The organism is Clostridium tagluense (assembly GCF_003865095.1).
GTDB lineage: Bacteria > Bacillota > Clostridia > Clostridiales > Clostridiaceae > Clostridium_AD > Clostridium_AD tagluense.
On record NZ_BHYK01000015.1, the window covers coordinates 71,371 to 89,618 of the forward strand.

The 18,248-nt window shown below is 29.9% G+C and carries 12 protein-coding genes and 1 pseudogene; 2 read left to right on the top strand and 11 right to left on the bottom strand.

Annotated features, from left to right (window positions below; genetic code table 11):
* Positions 1 to 291 precede the first annotated feature (291 nt).
* The 4 genes from Ctaglu_RS13970 to Ctaglu_RS13985 form a co-directional block, all read right to left on the bottom strand.
* On the bottom strand, positions 292 to 1,863 hold the full coding sequence (locus Ctaglu_RS13970) for a sigma 54-interacting transcriptional regulator (protein ID WP_125002705.1): 1,572 nt from the start codon (positions 1,861 to 1,863) through the stop codon (positions 292 to 294).
* 189 nt (positions 1,864 to 2,052) lie between these two features.
* Positions 2,053 to 4,032: a DUF4153 domain-containing protein gene (locus Ctaglu_RS13975; RefSeq protein ID WP_125002707.1), complete on the bottom strand. Its 1,980-nt coding sequence runs from the start codon at positions 4,030 to 4,032 to the stop codon at positions 2,053 to 2,055.
* Between the two features lie 52 nt (positions 4,033 to 4,084).
* Positions 4,085 to 4,294 carry a helix-turn-helix domain-containing protein gene (locus Ctaglu_RS13980; protein WP_125002709.1) on the bottom strand — a complete coding sequence of 70 codons (210 nt, stop codon included), beginning with the start codon at positions 4,292 to 4,294 and terminating at the stop codon, positions 4,085 to 4,087.
* 100 nt (positions 4,295 to 4,394) lie between these two features.
* Positions 4,395 to 4,889: a DUF2975 domain-containing protein gene (locus Ctaglu_RS13985; protein WP_125002711.1), complete on the bottom strand. Its 495-nt coding sequence runs from the start codon at positions 4,887 to 4,889 to the stop codon at positions 4,395 to 4,397.
* A gap of 224 nt (positions 4,890 to 5,113) precedes the next feature.
* Between Ctaglu_RS13985 and Ctaglu_RS13990 the strand changes: the two genes are divergently transcribed.
* Positions 5,114 to 5,698 (top strand): phosphatase PAP2 family protein, encoded by a 585-nt coding sequence (locus Ctaglu_RS13990; protein ID WP_125002713.1) that lies wholly within the window; start codon positions 5,114 to 5,116, stop codon positions 5,696 to 5,698.
* A gap of 128 nt (positions 5,699 to 5,826) precedes the next feature.
* A pseudogene (locus Ctaglu_RS13995) lies at positions 5,827 to 6,488 on the top strand (sulfite exporter TauE/SafE family protein).
* Between the two features lie 71 nt (positions 6,489 to 6,559).
* Here the strand turns inward: Ctaglu_RS13995 and Ctaglu_RS14005 are convergent.
* The 7 genes from Ctaglu_RS14005 to Ctaglu_RS14035 all read right to left on the bottom strand — a co-directional run bounded on the left by Ctaglu_RS14005 (position 6,560) and on the right by Ctaglu_RS14035 (position 18,092).
* Positions 6,560 to 8,359 (bottom strand): ABC transporter ATP-binding protein, encoded by a 1,800-nt coding sequence (locus Ctaglu_RS14005; RefSeq protein WP_233439788.1) that lies wholly within the window; start codon positions 8,357 to 8,359, stop codon positions 6,560 to 6,562.
* Between the two features lie 88 nt (positions 8,360 to 8,447).
* Positions 8,448 to 10,205: an ABC transporter ATP-binding protein gene (locus Ctaglu_RS14010; protein WP_125002717.1), complete on the bottom strand. Its 1,758-nt coding sequence runs from the start codon at positions 10,203 to 10,205 to the stop codon at positions 8,448 to 8,450.
* 108 nt (positions 10,206 to 10,313) lie between these two features.
* The gene (locus Ctaglu_RS14015; RefSeq protein ID WP_125002719.1) at positions 10,314 to 11,381 is read right to left on the bottom strand and encodes a serine hydrolase domain-containing protein; all 1,068 of its coding nucleotides are present in this window, start codon (positions 11,379 to 11,381) and stop codon (positions 10,314 to 10,316) included.
* 23 nt (positions 11,382 to 11,404) lie between these two features.
* Positions 11,405 to 12,244 (bottom strand): class I SAM-dependent methyltransferase, encoded by an 840-nt coding sequence (locus tag Ctaglu_RS14020; protein ID WP_125002721.1) that lies wholly within the window; start codon positions 12,242 to 12,244, stop codon positions 11,405 to 11,407.
* Positions 12,245 to 12,285: 41 nt separating this feature from the next.
* The gene (locus Ctaglu_RS14025; RefSeq protein WP_125002723.1) at positions 12,286 to 13,512 is read right to left on the bottom strand and encodes an alpha/beta hydrolase; all 1,227 of its coding nucleotides are present in this window, start codon (positions 13,510 to 13,512) and stop codon (positions 12,286 to 12,288) included.
* Positions 13,513 to 13,650: 138 nt separating this feature from the next.
* A complete protein-coding gene (locus Ctaglu_RS14030) occupies positions 13,651 to 16,740 on the bottom strand; it encodes a GNAT family N-acetyltransferase (protein ID WP_125002725.1) in 3,090 nt (1,029 codons plus the stop codon).
* A gap of 1,010 nt (positions 16,741 to 17,750) precedes the next feature.
* Entirely contained in the window at positions 17,751 to 18,092 is a 342-nt protein-coding gene (locus tag Ctaglu_RS14035) for a hypothetical protein (protein ID WP_125002727.1), read from the bottom strand.
* Positions 18,093 to 18,248: the final 156 nt, after the last annotated feature.

An 18,248-nucleotide genomic window follows, 5' to 3' on the forward strand; every position in this document is an offset into this window, starting at 1 on the left:
TATTAGCAATTATGATGCCACCTTTTAGTAAAAGCTTTTTAAAATTAACATTATAAAATCCTTTAGGCATATGAAATAAATAGCTTTTTATTTATTTCATATGCCTATGCCGTTTAACTACAGTTTTTTATATGAATTCTAATATTTATATTGGGAAAATCAAAATTAAATTGATATTATAATAGCCCTAGATTAATTTTTATTTAATGCAGTGGAATTTTTTATAACCATTAAGGTCATAAAAGTGTAAAGCTTTCTTTCCACTTGGAAATTATTCTTTACACCTTTGATTTATTCTTCATATATTCTGTATTTTTTAATTTTATTAATAATAGTAGTGTGTGAAACCCCTAATTCCTTTGCTGTTTTTCTAAGACTTTTGTTTTTTGAAAGAGCAATTACTATTGCCTGTTTTTCACAACTTTCCACAAGTTCTTTAAGTTTTAACGCTTTATGCACCTCCAAATCAATTTTATTTTCCATCTTACTCCCTACCCCTATGTCCATAATAAGATTTCCTAAAGATATATATTTCCCATCACACAAATTCATAGCCCTTTCAATTACATTTTGTAATTCACGTATGTTTCCTGGCCAATTATATGCCAGTAATTTATTTATAAAGGATAGCTCTGTGCCCTTTATTTCTTTGTTTAATTTTTTATTGAATTTGCTTATAAACAGAGTAACTAAGGATGATATATCCGAAAGTCTATCTCTAAGTGGTGGAATAGTTATTGGAATAACATTTAATCTATAATATAAATCTTCTCTAAATTTTTTCTGCTGGATCATCTCTTCTAAGTTTCTATTAGTAGCCGCAATAATTCTCACATTTATATTTTCTTCTTTTGTACTACCGATCTTTCTAATAACGCCTTCTTGAAGAACCCTTAAAAGCTTTGCCTGCAGCACTATAGACAATTCGCCTATTTCATCTAAAAACAAGGTTCCACCATCTGCTTCTTTAAAAAGGCCTTCTTTTCCGCTATTCATGGCACCTGTAAAGCTTCCCTTTTCATACCCAAATAGTTCACTTTCAATTAAATTATCTGGAAGAGCCGCACAACTTATAGTTACAAAAGCATTATTTTTCCTACTACTTAAACTTTGAGTGGCCTTTGCAAATAACTCTTTTCCAGTACCACTCTCTCCTCTAAAGAGTATAGTAGAATCACTCTTAGCTACAGTTTCAACTATTTTTTTGACGGTCTCAATCTTACTACTATTTCCTACGATTTCCTTAAATGCACCTTCTGTAGTTCCAGCAATAACATTTGCAATCTCTATAGCTTTATGAATATCTTTAATAGATGCAACTGCACCAACTGTAATATTATTATCATCTACAATTGGTCTACCTGTGGTTAGGTAGTGTACCTCTCCTCTTTCTGTTTTAACATTAACTTCTACATTATCATACTTTATCCCACTATTTATGAGTTCTACAGCTGGCGCATCTCCACCTATTAATTTTCTAATATCCATACCTATAGCTTCTTCTTTTTTACAATGAAAGACTTTTTCGCAATAATTATTGAAGATGTCTATTTCAAATTTTTTATTTACAACCATTATTCCTTCATCTACTGAATCCAAAATAGCTAAAAGCTTTCTTTCATTTTCCTCATAATTAAGTAAATCCATTTCATTAACCATAACAACGTCTTCTATTGCAGAAATCTGTTTTTTTAGCGCTTCCTTCTCTACGTCATCCATATTTTGCATCTTAACACAAATTTTTTTAGGAAAAACTTCCACAGAAAGGAGGTTTATTGCTGCCTTATAAATTTTCTCTAATATCATTACAGTTATTCCTAATCTATCTTTAGTTATTATTTCAAATCTAGTGTTTTTCTCCACGCTTATACCTCCTTACTTTCTCTTTTGCCTAAAATCCTAGCATACAAATAGATATACTTGTATGCTAGGATTTCTTTATTTCTATGTTATATGTTAGCCCTCATTATATTTTTTCTATAACCAACAAAAACATATCCACAAAGACATAACTGAATTACACTTAAAATCAGAAATTCCACAGGTATTTGGTTAATTTTGATCTATTATCTTTTTAGCCCTATATTTAGAATAGTTAAACTCGTACCATGAATTTTCTTGTGATAAATCTTTCTTCAAATCCTCTAAATAACTATTAATTTGCTTTGCAATATCCATGTTAGAATCCTCTTTTAACTTTAATATCTCTGGAATAGCATCATAGGATAAATTCCTTAAATATTGCACATCAATTTTCTGTGTTTTATAATATATATCTATATTCTTACTTGCAATTATTTTATCCACATTAATGTAGTTTACTAATACATACATACTCAAAACAATTATTATCAAAATCTTGTTAAGTGATATTTTCCTGTTCCAAATCCCTATTAATGACACCACAAATAGCATAAATAGCATAAACATAAATATATGAACAAAAATCCTTAAATAAGTAAATCCATAGGTTTGTTCGTATAGTGACATCTTATAATGAGCTGAAAATAGCATGTTAAAAGTAAATGCTACAAGTATGCTTAAAAATACATTGGATATACTATTTATCCTCTTATTATCCTTTTTAATAAATTTCATGCTGCTAAGTAATATAGTAAAATTAATTATTGTAACAGCCACAAGCTCAAAAAAACCTTTCCTTGCATATTCTGAGTAAGTAAATCCACCAGCAGTAAAGTTATTACCTCCACCATAAAGATAGGAAAACTGAACTATTGAAAATGAAAGATATACTAAATTTATCATGAAAATAATTGTTAAAATAGTAACTGGCTCCCATTGTATATCCTTCTTGTTACTTTCACCTTCATCAAATGCATATTTAAAGCTCCATATATATGAAAATATAATTATAAAAGCTATTATAATAACCAAGAAATGCCCTGTTATTTTTCCCAGGCTTATGTCTTCAAATCCAATAGAAAAATTTGTTATATAGTTTTTGAATACCATATCTGCTGATGTTAATAACACTAAAATAACAATTAATAAGGGTATAGAAATAATTACTCCTTTTAAAATATTTTTCTTTGTAGAGCTTATTTCTTTTTTATTTCTCGAAGTTATATTCCCTTTTATAAATATAAAAGGCTTATAAAAATTCTCTGAAATAGATTTAATACCTCTCTTAAATACTTTTCTTATTAAATTCGAACTATCCCATTTTATGTTCTCATATCTAATTAATACCGTGCTTACTAGCGTGAGTAGCAATATCATTATCCCATTAAAAGAGTTTAAAATAACATTAGAATGAATAGAATAATTTAATGCTATTAATACTGTCGGAATAATCATAATATATCCAATGCTTTTTTTAACATAAACCTTTTCCCGAGCACTCCATAAGAAAAACCCCATAAACATAAGATAGAAAATAGGAATAGAAATACCAGATTGTTTACCTATAAAGAACCTTTCATAAATTATTGCCAAAATAAGAGCAACACCAATAATATAAATTTTTTCATTCATGCCAATTTGAGCATCTATGTTTTTTGTTTCTTTCATACGTTTTTTTTCTAATAACCTTATATTGTCATACTTGTAATTTGGAAAAGAAAAAACTAAACTTTGGACTGCCTTTAACCAATTTTCACTGTAATCTTGATCTATACATTCTTCTACTAAAAGTCTTAAATAATTTATATTATTTCTATGAAATTTTTCTTTTTCAGATAAAGAAGTCCATCGAAGACCCTCCATATAAAAATTCCCTATATACTTTTTAATTTCTTTTGTTGAAATATCAAATTTATCCTTTACACTTTCTATATTAATTAAGTAAGTTTCTATGTCTGAAGATAACTCTTTTTTAAATTTAAAAATAACTTTATAATGCATATTAATTTGCTCTGTGATCGCGCGAGCAATTGCATCACTCGGAGTCTCCCCATCATTTATTTCTCCTCTTACAAAAAAATTAATAGGTTCGCTATTTTCTTTATGACCATATGCCATAAGAACCATATTATCTTTTACAATAATAGCTTGAACATACTTACTCTCCATTTTCTAAATTCCTCCTACTATTACATATTTAAATACACTAGATTTCATAATTTTAATCATCTTCACTATATTCAAGTATATCTCCTGGTTGGCAATGCAGTTCTCTACAAATAGCTTCTAAAGTACTAAATCTAATGGCCTTTGCTTTAGAAGTCTTTAATATAGATAAATTTGCATTTGTGATTCCAACTCTGCTTGATAACTCTTGCAAAGATACCTTCCTTTTTGCCATCATAACATCTAAATTTACGACAATTGCCATATTCATCCTCCTAGTAGTTCACTAGCTACATAACAATTATCAATTGTTATGTACTCCAGTATTTTGGGATATAAATAACATTTATTCTCGTTATTTATCCTTATATTGTGAATTCATTTTCTTCTTTAGCTTCAACAGCTTGTTTAAACACCTGAGATAAAATTAGAATAAAACACCCAGCAAAAAAGAATATTAAGAATTCAATATCAGTATGTATTCCACTATTGTCAACATAGGCAATTTTAAAGTTTTTATATTGGCCATTTATAACAAAATTTATAGCATAGCAAATTGAGATTACAAAACTTAACAGAGATATCCTTTTCAAACAAAGTACATTATCATTAATAAAAGGTGTTACATTTATTAATGAGCTAACTATTTTTCTAAGATTAAATAAGATTAGTATAACGGCAATTCCTCCTAGACTAAATAAAATGTATGTGATAATAAATCTACCCCATGACATCTCTACTACCTTTTCCATTAATATTCCTTTTGACAATGTAAAATAAACAACTATTCCAATAATAATCATAATATCTAATGATATTTTTAATAATGAAGCTAAAGACATTTTCCCATAATATTTCATTTAATATTCCTCCTGTACTAATATTTCTTTCAATTTCAATATTACTACCAATTGAATTGTTTTTCAATGTATTTTTATTGTTTTTCAATATATTTATTTAAAAATTTTGTTAACAAATATTATAAATGTATCTTTTAATTATAGCTTTTGATATAATAAATTGATATTTATGAATTAATTTGAGTTTTATATTTTTGTAATATCGAGAGGATGATTAAATTAAGATGCTTTATTATTTAATAAATTCTATGCATTGGGCATGGGTTCAATTTTTTATTGCTATATCAAACTCTTCTGACCCCGCGCCTCAGCTTTTACTAACCTTTGTGGTTTTCATAATATTATATCTTTTGAATAACAAATTAGAAGCTATATGTTGCGTATTCAATATAGGCATTACTGGTTTCACCAATTTAATACTTAAAAACACAGTGAAAAGATATAGACCCATGGAAATAAGATTAATTGACGCTCATGGCTACAGTTTCCCTAGCGGTCATTCTTCAATTTCTACAGCTATTGGTCTTGTACTTATTTACTTTATACTTAAACGAATAAAGAATAAAAAAATTGCCTATACATTAAGTGGTTTAATATTTACTTATTTAATTCTTGTAGGAATTAGTAGGGTTTATCTAGGTGTTCACTATCCAACAGACGTTCTTGGTGGATGGGTTATAGCTATAATATGGTCCTACATTACTATTTCCGCTTATAAATTTTGTATGAGCAAAGGCGTAAATAAATTTTTAGACAAATATTTTACTATTAAACTTAATATTTTTAAACATAAGGCAAAATCTATTTAGTTTTACTGTACACTTAAAGCCCTAATTATTCATTTTTGAATAATTAGGGCTTTTTATCTATAATCGTTGTGGTTAAAAAGTATCCTTTGTCAATGGCAATTTGAAAACTTCTTTACAATTAAAAACAATTGTTTTATATTGGTACTAGCCTTTTCGTAGATGTAATAGCATCTTTAACTGTATCTTACTCATATTATAAAAGTGGAAATATCGAACTAAAATCTGGTATATGGATAGCTATAACTTCTATTTTTGGTGCTCAACTTGGAGCAATGCTCGCAAGCAACATGGGAGATAGTACACTTAGTTCAAGCTTTGGTATTGTGCTTCTTTTAGCAGGTTTTGCTATGTTACGTAAGGGCCTTAAAAATAAGAAAGCTGAATCAAATTCTCCAAAGAAATTTATTAACTTTAAACATGAGTGGCAGAAAATAGTAGTTGCTTTAATTATTGGGTTAGGTATAGGAATATTAAGCGGAATATTCGGAGCTGGTGGAGGCGTTATGATCCTTTTAGCTTTAATAATGATATTATCTTTTCCTCTTCATAAAGCAATAGGTACTTCTACCTTAATAATGGCCATAACAGCTCTTTCCTCTACTATTGGTTATGGGCTAGAGGCAATATAGATTTCACTTTAGGAGTTATAATAAGTGTAGGTTCAGTTATTGGTGGTGTAGTAGGTTCACGCTATGCTAATAAATTCAATGAAAATACTTTACAAAAAGTTGTAGGTATATGCTTTATGGCTATGGGCATAATTATGACTGTTATTGCACGTATATCATAAAATTTCTGAAAAAAACACACCCCTAGGTGGGTGTGCTTTTTCATATGACTTGACTTCACTTGATTTTATTTCTATGAAGCCCAAATCTGCCTCATTTCCTCACAGTTTTCTAATAACTCATCTAAAGTTCCTTGTGCTTGCACATGTCCATCTTTCATAACTATAATATTATCTGCCTTTTGAAGTGCAAAACGTCTGTTTGAAACTACTAAACAGGTTTTATCTTGCTGCTCAAAAATTCTATTCCAAAGTTTCATTTCCGTTTCTACATCAAGCGCACTTGATATATCATCAAAAATTAATAGCTCTGGGTTTCTTACAAACATACGAGCAGCTGCTACTCTTTGGATTTGTCCTCCTGATAATTTAACTCCTTTAGGACCTATAACTGTATCAAGTCCATTTTCTAAGGTATCTAAATCATCCTTAAGTATTCCTGAAGCTATGGCACTATCTAAGTCTACTTGATTTTCTGGAAGCCCTAGTAATATATTATTTCGCATGGTGTCACTAAATAAATTTGGTACTTGCGCTGTATAAGCACTAATTGGTGGCACAAAAAATTCTGAAGGTTCCTTTACTCTTTCACCATTCCAATATATTAAGCCACTATCTGATGGAAGTAGCCCCAGCAAAGTCTTTAGTAACGTGGTTTTTCCTGAGCCTATACGCCCTGTAATTACTGAAAAAGATTTTTCCTTCAACATAAAATTAATATTTTTTATCCCTCCACCTGAATTTTTGTATACATAAGTTAATCCTTCTACTTTTAATTTTTTTAATTTTTTCCCTTCTATATTTAAATTGAACTTTGGCTTCTCAAGTTTTCCCTTCAAATATAATGGATTATGCTTTACTAAAGTTTCTTGTGGTTCCCCCTGTAAAAGTTCATGCATACGTTTAAAAGCTACACCTGTTTGCTGATAATCAGATATAAAGGTTCCAAAGGAGTGAGTAAAATCAGCTACAAATGTTAAATAATATATAAACAATGCAAAATCCCCTACAGTAAAGCTTCCCACTTTCATACTTTGCCCTACTAAAAGCAAAATAAATCCTGTACCTATGCTCACTGTATTGGTAAATACTGAATCTAAAAGCTGACTTAATACACTATCTCTAAGTACTATTTTATGTCTCTCTTTATTAAGCTTATTTAGGTGATTCATAATATAATCTTCTGAACCTGAAACTTGAATAGCTTGTACCGACCCAAATATCTCTCCAAGAGCGCCTGTAACTTTTCCTGTAGCTTCTCTAGAAGCCCTTCTATATTTTTCTACACGCTCACTAGCAATCTGTGCAATAGCTACTACTGCTACTAAAGGCGTAAATACAAATATAGTAATCCTAGCATTTATTCTTAATAAGATAACTATTGCTACTATAGCAAAAACTGCTGTTCCAATTACATCTAAAGTCCAACTAATTGCATCCTCTGCTTGCTCAGCATCATCACGAAAACAGTTAACAGCCTCACCTACTGAACAAGGTATTGAATTTGACCCTGGTTTTTGTAGAATACATTGGAGCAAATTTCGTCTAATAAGTGCACTCATAGTAAATCTATGAACAATATCAGTTCTGGCTCCACAAAATATCCCCATAATAGTCACAATTGCCGTAACTGCTATTAAGACTATAAGCCCCCAAATGCCAACATTAAGAGTTGCTTTCCCACTAAGAGTGTCAAAAAATTCCTTAGCTATAAGTCCTGGTATTACTGGAGATACAAGAATAAAAATCCATATTAAACAATTAGCAAAATAAAGCCACGGTCTATATCTTATAAGCTCCCACATAAGTCGAAAGGTCTTCATATCCCCTTTATTTTCTTTTTTCATTGGTATTTCATTTATGCTATTTTCCATTTATTTATCACCCCGTATTCCTTATATTTTAAAATTCTTAATTCTTAATTTTTAATTTAACTTTGCATTTTCATTCTCAACTATTTTTCTACGCAATTATGGATTCTTCCACATCTTCCATACCTTTTTGAAGTAAATTGAAGAATTTGGATTCTTTATCCCTTAATAGTTTTTCCCTATTACCATATTCTACAACACTTCCATTTTCTAAAATCAAAATATCATCTGCTCTCTGAACTGTCCATAAACGATGAGCTATAATAATACAAGTTCTATTTTCTAAAAGTTTATTTAAAGCTCTTTCAATTAATTGTTCTGTTATAGGATCTAGCCTAGAGGTAGCCTCATCAAGTATAACAAAACTTGGATTTTTTAGAAAAACTCTAACAAAGGCAAGTAACTGTGCTTCTCCAGCTGATAAACCACCTCCACCAGCATCTAGAATAGTGTCTAGTCCATTAGGGAATGAATTATACCATTCCTGTAATCCTATATCATACAGTGTAGCTAGTATTTCTTCATCTTTAATATTGGAATTGAAGAAAGTTAAATTCTCCCTAACTGTAGCATTAAAAAGTTGAACATCCTGTGTTACAAAAGCCGTATTCCGCCTAAGTTCCTTCAGTGATACTAAATTTAGTTTTTTACCTTCAATATAAATATCACCGGTCTTTGGATCATAAAGTCTTGCTAGCATACGAGCTAGAGTTGACTTTCCACTACCTGTACGTCCTAAAACTCCAAGAACCTTTCCTTTAGGAATATTAAAAGAAACATCCTTTAATACCGGAACCCCCTCTTCATATTCAAAAGAAATATTCTTAGCTTCAACAGATATTGCTCCACTACTAAGTAACTTTTCAGTACCATCCACTATCTTTGATTTCATATTTAAAAGTTCTTGAACCCGAGCAACACTTGCTCCAGCTTTTTGTAAATCCTCAAGCTGAGTTCTTATTTCTTCAATAGGCTTACTTAAGGATTCTGTATAATTAAAAATCAAATAAACTGTTCCAATAGTAATTAGCCCTCTACTCCATAGATATCCACCCACACCAAAGGCGATAATATTTCCTATAGCAAAAATACCTAAGGTACTTGCCCACATAAGATAATATCTTAATTTAGCTTTTTTCGTAATTGGAAGCCAATTTCTTATTTGCTTATAAAATTTATACATAACATACTCTTCAGCACCACTAGAACGAACATCCTCTGTATTTCCAATCTCTTCTCCTATAAAACCATAGAACTTAGCACTAGTTTCTCTTTCCTTAACCCATTTGTCCACAGAATCCGCTTGAATTTTCCAAAGAGTATACATAGCAGCACCAGCAAAAATAGATAAACTTATACCAACTCTAAAATCTTCTCTAAATAAAAGAATTAATATTCCTATAACCAATACCCCATTAGTTAAAACATTTATCATAAATTTTGAGAAGAAATTAAATAATGCCGTAACATCCCCATCTACTCTTTCAATAATTTCTCCTGGTTGATGACTTTTATGAAAGCTCATATCTAAACTAATACAATGCTCCACGAGTTCTGACCTTAATGCATTAGTAGCTGTCCATCCCACATTTTGACTTACATAGGTTGCTATAATGGCAAGTACCTGCTGAATTAATGCTGCACCTATAAATATAAGAGCAGCTATAGTTAGCATTTTAGCCGACTTTCCTTCCGTCGCTGCATCTATAAAATAACGTAAAATCTGAGGATTAACTAATTGAAGTGCCACACTACTACCTAAAATTAAGGTAAGCAAAAATACTCTAAATTTTTGTGGCTTTAAAAATTTCCATAATAATTTTATATATTGTTTAAATGGTGTATCCATTTTAATTCTCCTTTCCTGGTGACAGTTAACAACTTATTGACCTATTTAAGCGATTGAATATTAATCGTCCCCATATTTGGTAAAAATCACACCCCAGGGGTGCAATTTTTAACTTATCTTACCTATTAATATCTTTTCAACTTTCCCAGCTAAATCCCAAACATTACAATCTTGATTTGCAAGAACTACAAGTGTTGTATCTATGGAAGGATAATAATTAAATTTACATGCTACGCCAGGGTTGCAACCATCTTTAGTTATATATATCACTTCATTATTATCATTGCTAACAATGAATTCATAGCCATAGCCCATCATATGTGTGATTTTTTCATACTTTGTGTGCACTACTTTTGGTGTAAATAAATCCTCTGTAATTGCTTTAGACAATACCCTACCATTGTAAAGCTGGCGCACAAACAAATCTAAGTCTGCAACCGTTGTGAAAGCCCCACTATCTGGTGATCCTATTGGTGGATATGCATATATATTTTTTCTCCAGCCAATAACTTCATCTTTTTCATTGCATATTTCTGCATAACCCTCTGCAACATTTTCATTTACTCCATCCATACTATAAAAGCCAGTATCCTTCATACCTATTTTTTCAAAAACATTTTCTTTTATATATTCACGATATTTTCGCCCTGTAATTTTTTCAATAACGAGTCCCAATAGAACAAAGGCAACATTATTGTACCTACAACCCTTTCCTGGTTCAAAATTAGGTTTTTTATTAATAAATTGTGGTAGAAAATCAACTGTTTCTCTTACAGAATAGTTTGGCTTTTCCCTCCAAATATCTTCATACTCTTCTCCTGCTTCTTCATCTGCATCATCGCCAATTCCGGAGGTATGCGTTAGAAGATGATAAATGTTAACCTCTTTTGATATATTAGTGTCTTTGATATCTAAAATATCTAATACCTTATCTTCAAAGGATATTAAATCTTTATCAATTAGTTGAAGTATTCCAACGGTAGTAAACAATTTAGTAATAGACGCGGTATCAAATTTTGTTGTAATTGTATTCTTAATTCCAAAGCCCTTATGCGCATCTCCGTATGCCTCATGAAATAGAGTTAACTCTCCTTTTTTAACCAGTGCTGCACCAGAAAAGTTATTCTCTTTTGCATATTCATTGAAAATTTGTTTTACTTGTTCTTGTATATTCATAATGCATATCCCCCATTTTAAAATTATTTATCCCCAAAAGCATATAAAACGGACATTGTAGCAACTATCCCTTCTGGTTCTTTAATTTCTCTAAGCTTTCCAAAAACTTCTGTTTTAAAGTCTTCCATCCTATCTTCTGGTATCATTTCTAACACCTTTATATAGCCATGAGTCCAAAGTTTGTCCCACCATTCTTGTTCATCTTTATATATGAAGTCTTTTTCTTCACTTATAACTTGTATGTTTTTAAATCCAGCGCCCTTTAAAATTTTATATAAGCCTTCTTCTGTGTGAAATTCAGGACTATCCTCCTCTTGATATTCATCTAGTTCATCTTCAAATTCTGGTAAATATTTTTGGACTAAATCATCTAACCACATAAATTTTTCATCTTCTTTTCTTAAAAAGGTAGTGAATGAAAATCTGCCACCATTTTTTAGAACTCTCATGAATTCATTGAAGGCAATTTTATAATTTGGAAAGAAGAATACTCCAAATCCACATAGTATATGATCAAAATTCCCACTATTAAAATCTAAGTTTTCAGCGTCCATTACTACTACTTTCGTATTCTTAATAGCTCGTTTTTGAATTTGCAAATTAGTTTCATTAACCATGCCTTCTGCTATATCAATACCTATAACTTTTCCATTCGCACAAACTTTCTCTGCTGCTAAAAAAAGTGAAGCTCCTTTTCCTGATGCAACATCCAGTACTTTTTCACCTTCCACTACACCCGCAAGTTGGACCAATCGCTCTCCAAAGTATGCAAAAATTCTTGGCCCACTACTATCAAAAACTGCTGATACCTTGTTGAATAAATCTGTTATATTCTTCTTAATTTCTATATTTTTGTTTTCCATAAATATATCTCTCCTTTTTCTAACTAAAAATATACATCTTTCTATATGCCTAACAAATGCATAAGACCCTTAGCTAGGTTAATCTTTACATCCATATAGGTATGTCCACCCATAAATTCCTCATATTTAAAATTATAGCCTTTACGCTCTAATATTTTTACAAACTCTAGATTAGCCTTATAATGTTTCTCTGCTTCCTTTTCAAATTCACCAAAAGTAACATAAAAATCAAGTGGAAGCTTTTCATTCTCTTCATATTCTCTAAGTATAAGACCTCTTTCATTTTCGTCACCTTCTACTTTCCAATAAAGACCCCCAGAATGACAAAATACCTTTGCAAACATTTCCGGATGTTTTAATGCTGTATAATTAGCAGTAAGTCCTCCATAACTAAAACCAACAATTACATTTTTTTCTCTATTCCTTGTGATGTTATATTTCTCATGCATCCAAGGAAGTATCTCCTCAATAAGAAAATCAATAAATTTATCTGAGCAAGTAAGCTCTATATCTCTCTCTTCCTGAGTTTCAATAAATACAGCACACATAGGCGGAATTTTTCCCTCTGCAATTAGATTATCAATAACTATTGGTGCTTTAGATATATGAACATATTCCCATCCATCTGTAAATATTGCTAATCCATAAGGCTCTTCATTGTTACTATAAGCTGCTGGCGTATAAACCCATACTCTTCTTTTATTATTTAAAATCTTGCTTTCAAAATCATTAAATAGTTCTAGCTTACCTTTAGGTACGTCTTCTTTCTCAATTGTCCATATATTCTCTTTAAATTCAGGTAGACTAACATAAGACTCCTCCTTAGATAGCAAATAACATTCATCAGGGTATTTTTCATCCTCAATACATACATATTTATTGGGATTAAGTAGATCCACTCTAAAATCACACTCTTCCCATTCCTGCCCTTCACGTTCTTTAACTACAAAAAAATATACTGACTGAGCATCTCCTCTTCTCCTCCATGTCCTATACCATAAATTAGTGTCTAATAATTGCTCAAATTTGGTATTTTCTTCATCATAACCAAACATTTCACCAATTGCACATACATCATCTGTACGCTCCGTTGCTTTCCAAATTAACGTAACCATATAGTTTTCATCATCACCCTCAATTTTTTCAATTAAAGGTGATCCATTTTTCTCGATTTCCTTCCAAAATACTTCTAAAGCTCCCACTCTTCCAGCTTGTAAAACATCATATAATTTTCTTAATATCGGACTTACTATTTTATTATTTTCCATTATTAATCTCACCCCTTATTCTAAAATCATTAAAAATTTATTTTAGGTAAAACATCCATATAGTCCAGTGCTAACTGTTCTTTCGCAATTTGTAGAATTTCAGTTTTTGTGTACATATTATTACCTCCATTTATATCCCTAAAAATTAATATTCCTTAAATCCTTTAAAAGTTCGTCTTCTATATAATCCTCAGTAAATATATAAAAATCTGGTGACGTAAACCTTACCGCCCCATCTTCTAGCGTTATATGTCTTAAACTTAAAGCTGCAGTGTCATTTAGATTTACAAATCCACAGTTTCTTGCTTCATCCTGGTTTGAATAAAGTTGTATCTTATCTTTTAGATTGTTAGTTCCATATAATAGTGAAGAACTTGCTAAAATATCCATGGCTTCTCCACCTACTTTGTATTTGTCAAAGGTTCCTTTTAGATTTTTTAATTTTATCCAATTATTCTTAGGGTTTTCATCAAAATTAAAGAAGGAAAAACCTTCAAATGCTTCATAATTTATAAGCTTGCCTGTATTTTGAACTATTTCTGCTGTATGGCATAATACAGGTACTCCAGGTAGCATTAAATAATATTGATTTACATCTAAGCCTTTATAGTACTCATTGTTTTTTACATGAAGCTTTACTTTAATCCCTTGCCATTTATTTTTAAAATTATCTTCAATGGTTACAAAATCAGCTTGTATATTTTCTTCTAAAACTGATCTAAAGCTTAAATCTTCTGGAAGTGTACCTATTCCTCCAAACCATGGATTAAACCATGATTTTGGTCTTGGTGTTGGAAAAGAATTTTCAAGCCATTCATGATTATTGTATTTTAAAGAATATAGTGTATGGCTAAAAGTATCGCATGCTTTAATTTCCATAACACCGTTGCATGCGGAGTATACTCTATGGCCTTGCTCCTGAATTATTTTTACATCACATAAATTATTTTTAATTTTAAATATCATTTTATTTTCTTCTGAATAAATATTGTCAGTATCTATTTCTAAATTTAAAATATCCCTATCAATATCTTGGCTTAAAGAAGGTGTAAATTCTGTTTCAAAAGTTTTCTCTTCCTTACTTACACTATTACTGATTTTCTCAAAATTCTTATTTTTAGAGCTTATAGAATATTCACCATCTAAACAACAAGCTTCATACTGAGAAATTTTAACGGTAAAATCTTCTTTAACAAAAGGATTACCATCATTAACCATCATCCCAAGAGAATTGCTTAGGACTATATTATTTGTATCACTTTTCTCTAAAGCAAAATTTCTAAAATCTTTCCAATCTCTAAAAGTATCTAATGCCATAAATACAGGTTTTGTAACCTTTTTCTCTTTAGCTTTCATTTTCCCAAGTTCATGTTCAAATACTACCTGCCATCCGTTTGATTTAGCTTGTAGCTCACTATTCCAGCATAATCCCAGGCTCTCTCCAGTATTTCTGGCATATATCCAGTTTTCTGTTAAATCCTCAAAATTAAAATCTTCTATCCATTCAGAGCTAGAATCTGTACTTTCAATAAACTTGCCTTTTAGTGGCAAAATAGCCTTAGTAAGTTTCATAAATAAATTTTGAGATAAACAAATTTCGCTGGTTGTTTCATCCATTCCATCATTATAAACTTCATAATGATGCTCTGCTATTCCATTTTGAGAAAGTTTTAATATAGACTCTATCCTTATATTTTTATAAGTTTCAGATACAAAGGTTGTTTTTAATACTATTTTTTCATTTTCCTCATAATGTACTATCTCCCTCGGACTTGCATTTGAAAATTCTTCTGAAAAAGGTCTTCCTAGCATTGGATAGCATATATTACTGCCTCTCTCGTGTATTCCAAAGGCTTGTATTGATATTTTATTTTCTTCATTTAGCTTTGCTGAATACACTCCATTGATAGCTATATAGAATTCCTCTGTTTTTCCACCTAATCTTCCCTCTTTACCTTTTAAGGCTGATATTAATTCTTTTTTAAATACTACCTTTTTTCCATTTTCAAGCTTTGCTTTTACCTGAACTACTTCATTATAGAAATTAAAGTTATTTAAAATGTATTGGAGCTTTACAGATTTTCTTTCACTGGCTTCCATAGGTATGCTTAGGCTTTTATTTACAAATTTAATATCCTTATTTTCTACAAGCTCTAATTCAAAAGTAACAGCTTGTTTATAATTATTTTTTATATCTAAATACATAACTGAATTTAGATTTTTATAACATTCTTTTCTTGGAACCTTTAGTGATAAACTCCCTGGATACTGAGCATCTACACCTATTTTAAATTCTACTTTCTTATCATTTATTAAAATCTCCGATACTACCGATGGGTAAGTATTAAATTGACCAACCTTTTTTTCAGGTTCATTAACTAAAAATTCACCTTCAATAATTTCTTTATCTATTACTTCAATTTCTGCGCTAAATGAATATTTTATATTTTTATCATCTCTGCCCTTTACTTTAATATTCAAAGGCTTTTTAGATTTATTAATAACTTCATATTTAATCTTATACTTCCCACCTAATATAAGCTTTTGATCATCCATATTAGCCTTTATTAAATAATCCTCAGTTTCAATTAATGTAATACCTCGACTTTTATTTTCAAACTGTACTCTTAAGATTTTTTCTTCTTTTCCCCAGAGGTATTCATAATAAATAAACTCATTTTCCTCTATACCATCTGGCTCCATATTTATAGTTCTTTTTAAGTCCTTGTACCAATGAACATTTTCAAAATACTCTTTAAATGCTAACCCATTTACTACTCCCGGTATAAAATTCATTAAATGTGTTGAATCATCTCTTTTTTCTAAGAAGAATCCACATCTTTTATAAAGTGGAAGTGATTTTGTATTACCTGGCCATGTATAAAGGTCAATTCTTGGCCATGCTAGTTCTGTAGTTCTTTCTATAGATTTACATACTAATGTTCTTCCAATTCCCGTACCGTGAAGGTCGTATCTTACATTTAAAAGTCTTACATAAAGTGTGTTATCATCATACTCATATTTAGATAGTCCACAATATCCTACTATTTCCTCCCCCTTAACTGCCAAATAAGTGTTTAAATCTGTGCTACTTTCATGTGATTTTAAAACACTTTCCTCTGTTTCCGTAGCCCAATTTCCATTCCACCCTTCCGAACTTTTTCTCCACATATCTGCAATAGCTTTTGCATAAGAATTGTTGTATTCTACTAATTTTAAATCTTCCATTTTTATCTGCCCCCATTCTATTCTATTTCTATTTTCAGTGGGGACAGTTAACAACTTATTATACTTATTTACAAAGTTTTTGCTTTTAAGAACCGCCCCTTAATTGAAAACTTAATAAAGTTGTTAACCGTCCCAGGTTATTTACTCACCCTCATTAACAAAATACTTCCCAATAGAATTTTCTTTATTATTTCTTAACTGTCCCCTTTCAAAAAATTAAGGACATAGATGAACATACATTCATCTACATCCTTTTAATACCTCACCTAAAGTGCCGGAATTCCATTATTATATATGCTTTCATCCAATTTTCTTTACTATGGATAAATATCTAACATATATATTAATTTAAAATAAAAAGCTATGTTGTCAAAAACAACACAGCTCTAATTTCAAATTATTATTAAGCAAGATAACGCTAAGCTGTAATTACTTTTTATAAATCTAACATTAAAGTAGAAACATACTTCCTAGCACTTTTATAACTTACTGTAATATTAACGAAAATCAAAGAATTGTAATTGATGTTGTTCAATCAATATATTTAAAATTCTAAAATCCACAGCAAATAAACCTAAACTATTAAAAATATAATCTTTAACATTATAGATTACTATATACTTTGAGTATTTCAAATAAACCTAAAATATAGATTTTATAAAAACACTTATACCTATAGTATTTCTGCTATGATTTTACTGTTAAATTTTAAATTTATTATAATTGTAACAACATAATAATCATTCTTCAGTTCCCCTTTCATAGTAATTTTTTGAATATACCGACTCTGTTAAACTGTCGATATATTGATTATATTGTACATTTTCCCATTAGTCAATGTTTTTATAAATATAATTTTCTGAACTTTCTATCAAATTATAAATTTGGATGCTATATTTAAATAATTAATAGCGTTTTAATTTTAATTTAGATTAACATTCATACTTAAGAAAATAATCTTGTTCAAAATAAAAAAAGACACCTACATAAGTGTCTTCATATATCATTTACTATTTTGCACATTTTAGATATGCAATATCTGTTATATTCTTTCCTGTAGCAAGTTCTACAAAATTTAAGTCTTTAGCAATTATATCTATTTTTAAATTAGTTTCTTTTATTTCAGCCTTAAGTTCACCAGAGATATTTACAACTTGATGCGTTAAATTATCTATATCCGCTTTGTGAAATTCTGCAACGACTTTTAGTGAATTAAGTATTTCACCATGTTCTTTTAGCTGAATTTTGATTAATCTCATATCACCCTGCATGTTTTGCATATCACCCTGCATGCTTTGCATATCGCCTTGCATTTGTCCTAATATCTTTAATATTTTATCTTCATTATTCATTATATCAACTCCTTTTTACTTACTCAGTTTGGTCTTATTATAGAAACTCTAATTACTTACACTATATTTATAGTATTTCAAGTTATTCTTAAAAGTAAAAACCATCATACTATTATAAATTCTATCTAATTTAAATCGTTAGATTACTTACAAATT

Excerpts from the sequence above, each read along its gene's own strand:
- Ctaglu_RS14030 (WP_125002725.1), bottom strand. The coding sequence starts at position 16,740 with ATGGAAGATTTAAAATTAGTAGAATACAACAATTCTTATGCAAAAGCT.
- Ctaglu_RS14005 (WP_233439788.1), bottom strand. The coding sequence starts at position 8,359 with ATGGAAAATAGCATAAATGAAATACCAATGAAAAAAGAAAATAAAGGG.
- Ctaglu_RS13990 (WP_125002713.1), top strand. The coding sequence starts at position 5,114 with ATGCTTTATTATTTAATAAATTCTATGCATTGGGCATGGGTTCAATTT.
- Ctaglu_RS13985 (WP_125002711.1), bottom strand. The coding sequence starts at position 4,889 with ATGAAATATTATGGGAAAATGTCTTTAGCTTCATTATTAAAAATATCA.
- Ctaglu_RS14035 (WP_125002727.1), bottom strand. The coding sequence starts at position 18,092 with ATGAATAATGAAGATAAAATATTAAAGATATTAGGACAAATGCAAGGC.
- Ctaglu_RS14025 (WP_125002723.1), bottom strand. The coding sequence starts at position 13,512 with ATGGAAAATAATAAAATAGTAAGTCCGATATTAAGAAAATTATATGAT.
- Ctaglu_RS14010 (WP_125002717.1), bottom strand. The coding sequence starts at position 10,205 with ATGGATACACCATTTAAACAATATATAAAATTATTATGGAAATTTTTA.
- Ctaglu_RS14020 (WP_125002721.1), bottom strand. The coding sequence starts at position 12,244 with ATGGAAAACAAAAATATAGAAATTAAGAAGAATATAACAGATTTATTC.
- Ctaglu_RS14015 (WP_125002719.1), bottom strand. The coding sequence starts at position 11,381 with ATGAATATACAAGAACAAGTAAAACAAATTTTCAATGAATATGCAAAA.
- Ctaglu_RS13975 (WP_125002707.1), bottom strand. The coding sequence starts at position 4,032 with ATGGAGAGTAAGTATGTTCAAGCTATTATTGTAAAAGATAATATGGTT.
- Ctaglu_RS13980 (WP_125002709.1), bottom strand. The coding sequence starts at position 4,294 with ATGGCAATTGTCGTAAATTTAGATGTTATGATGGCAAAAAGGAAGGTA.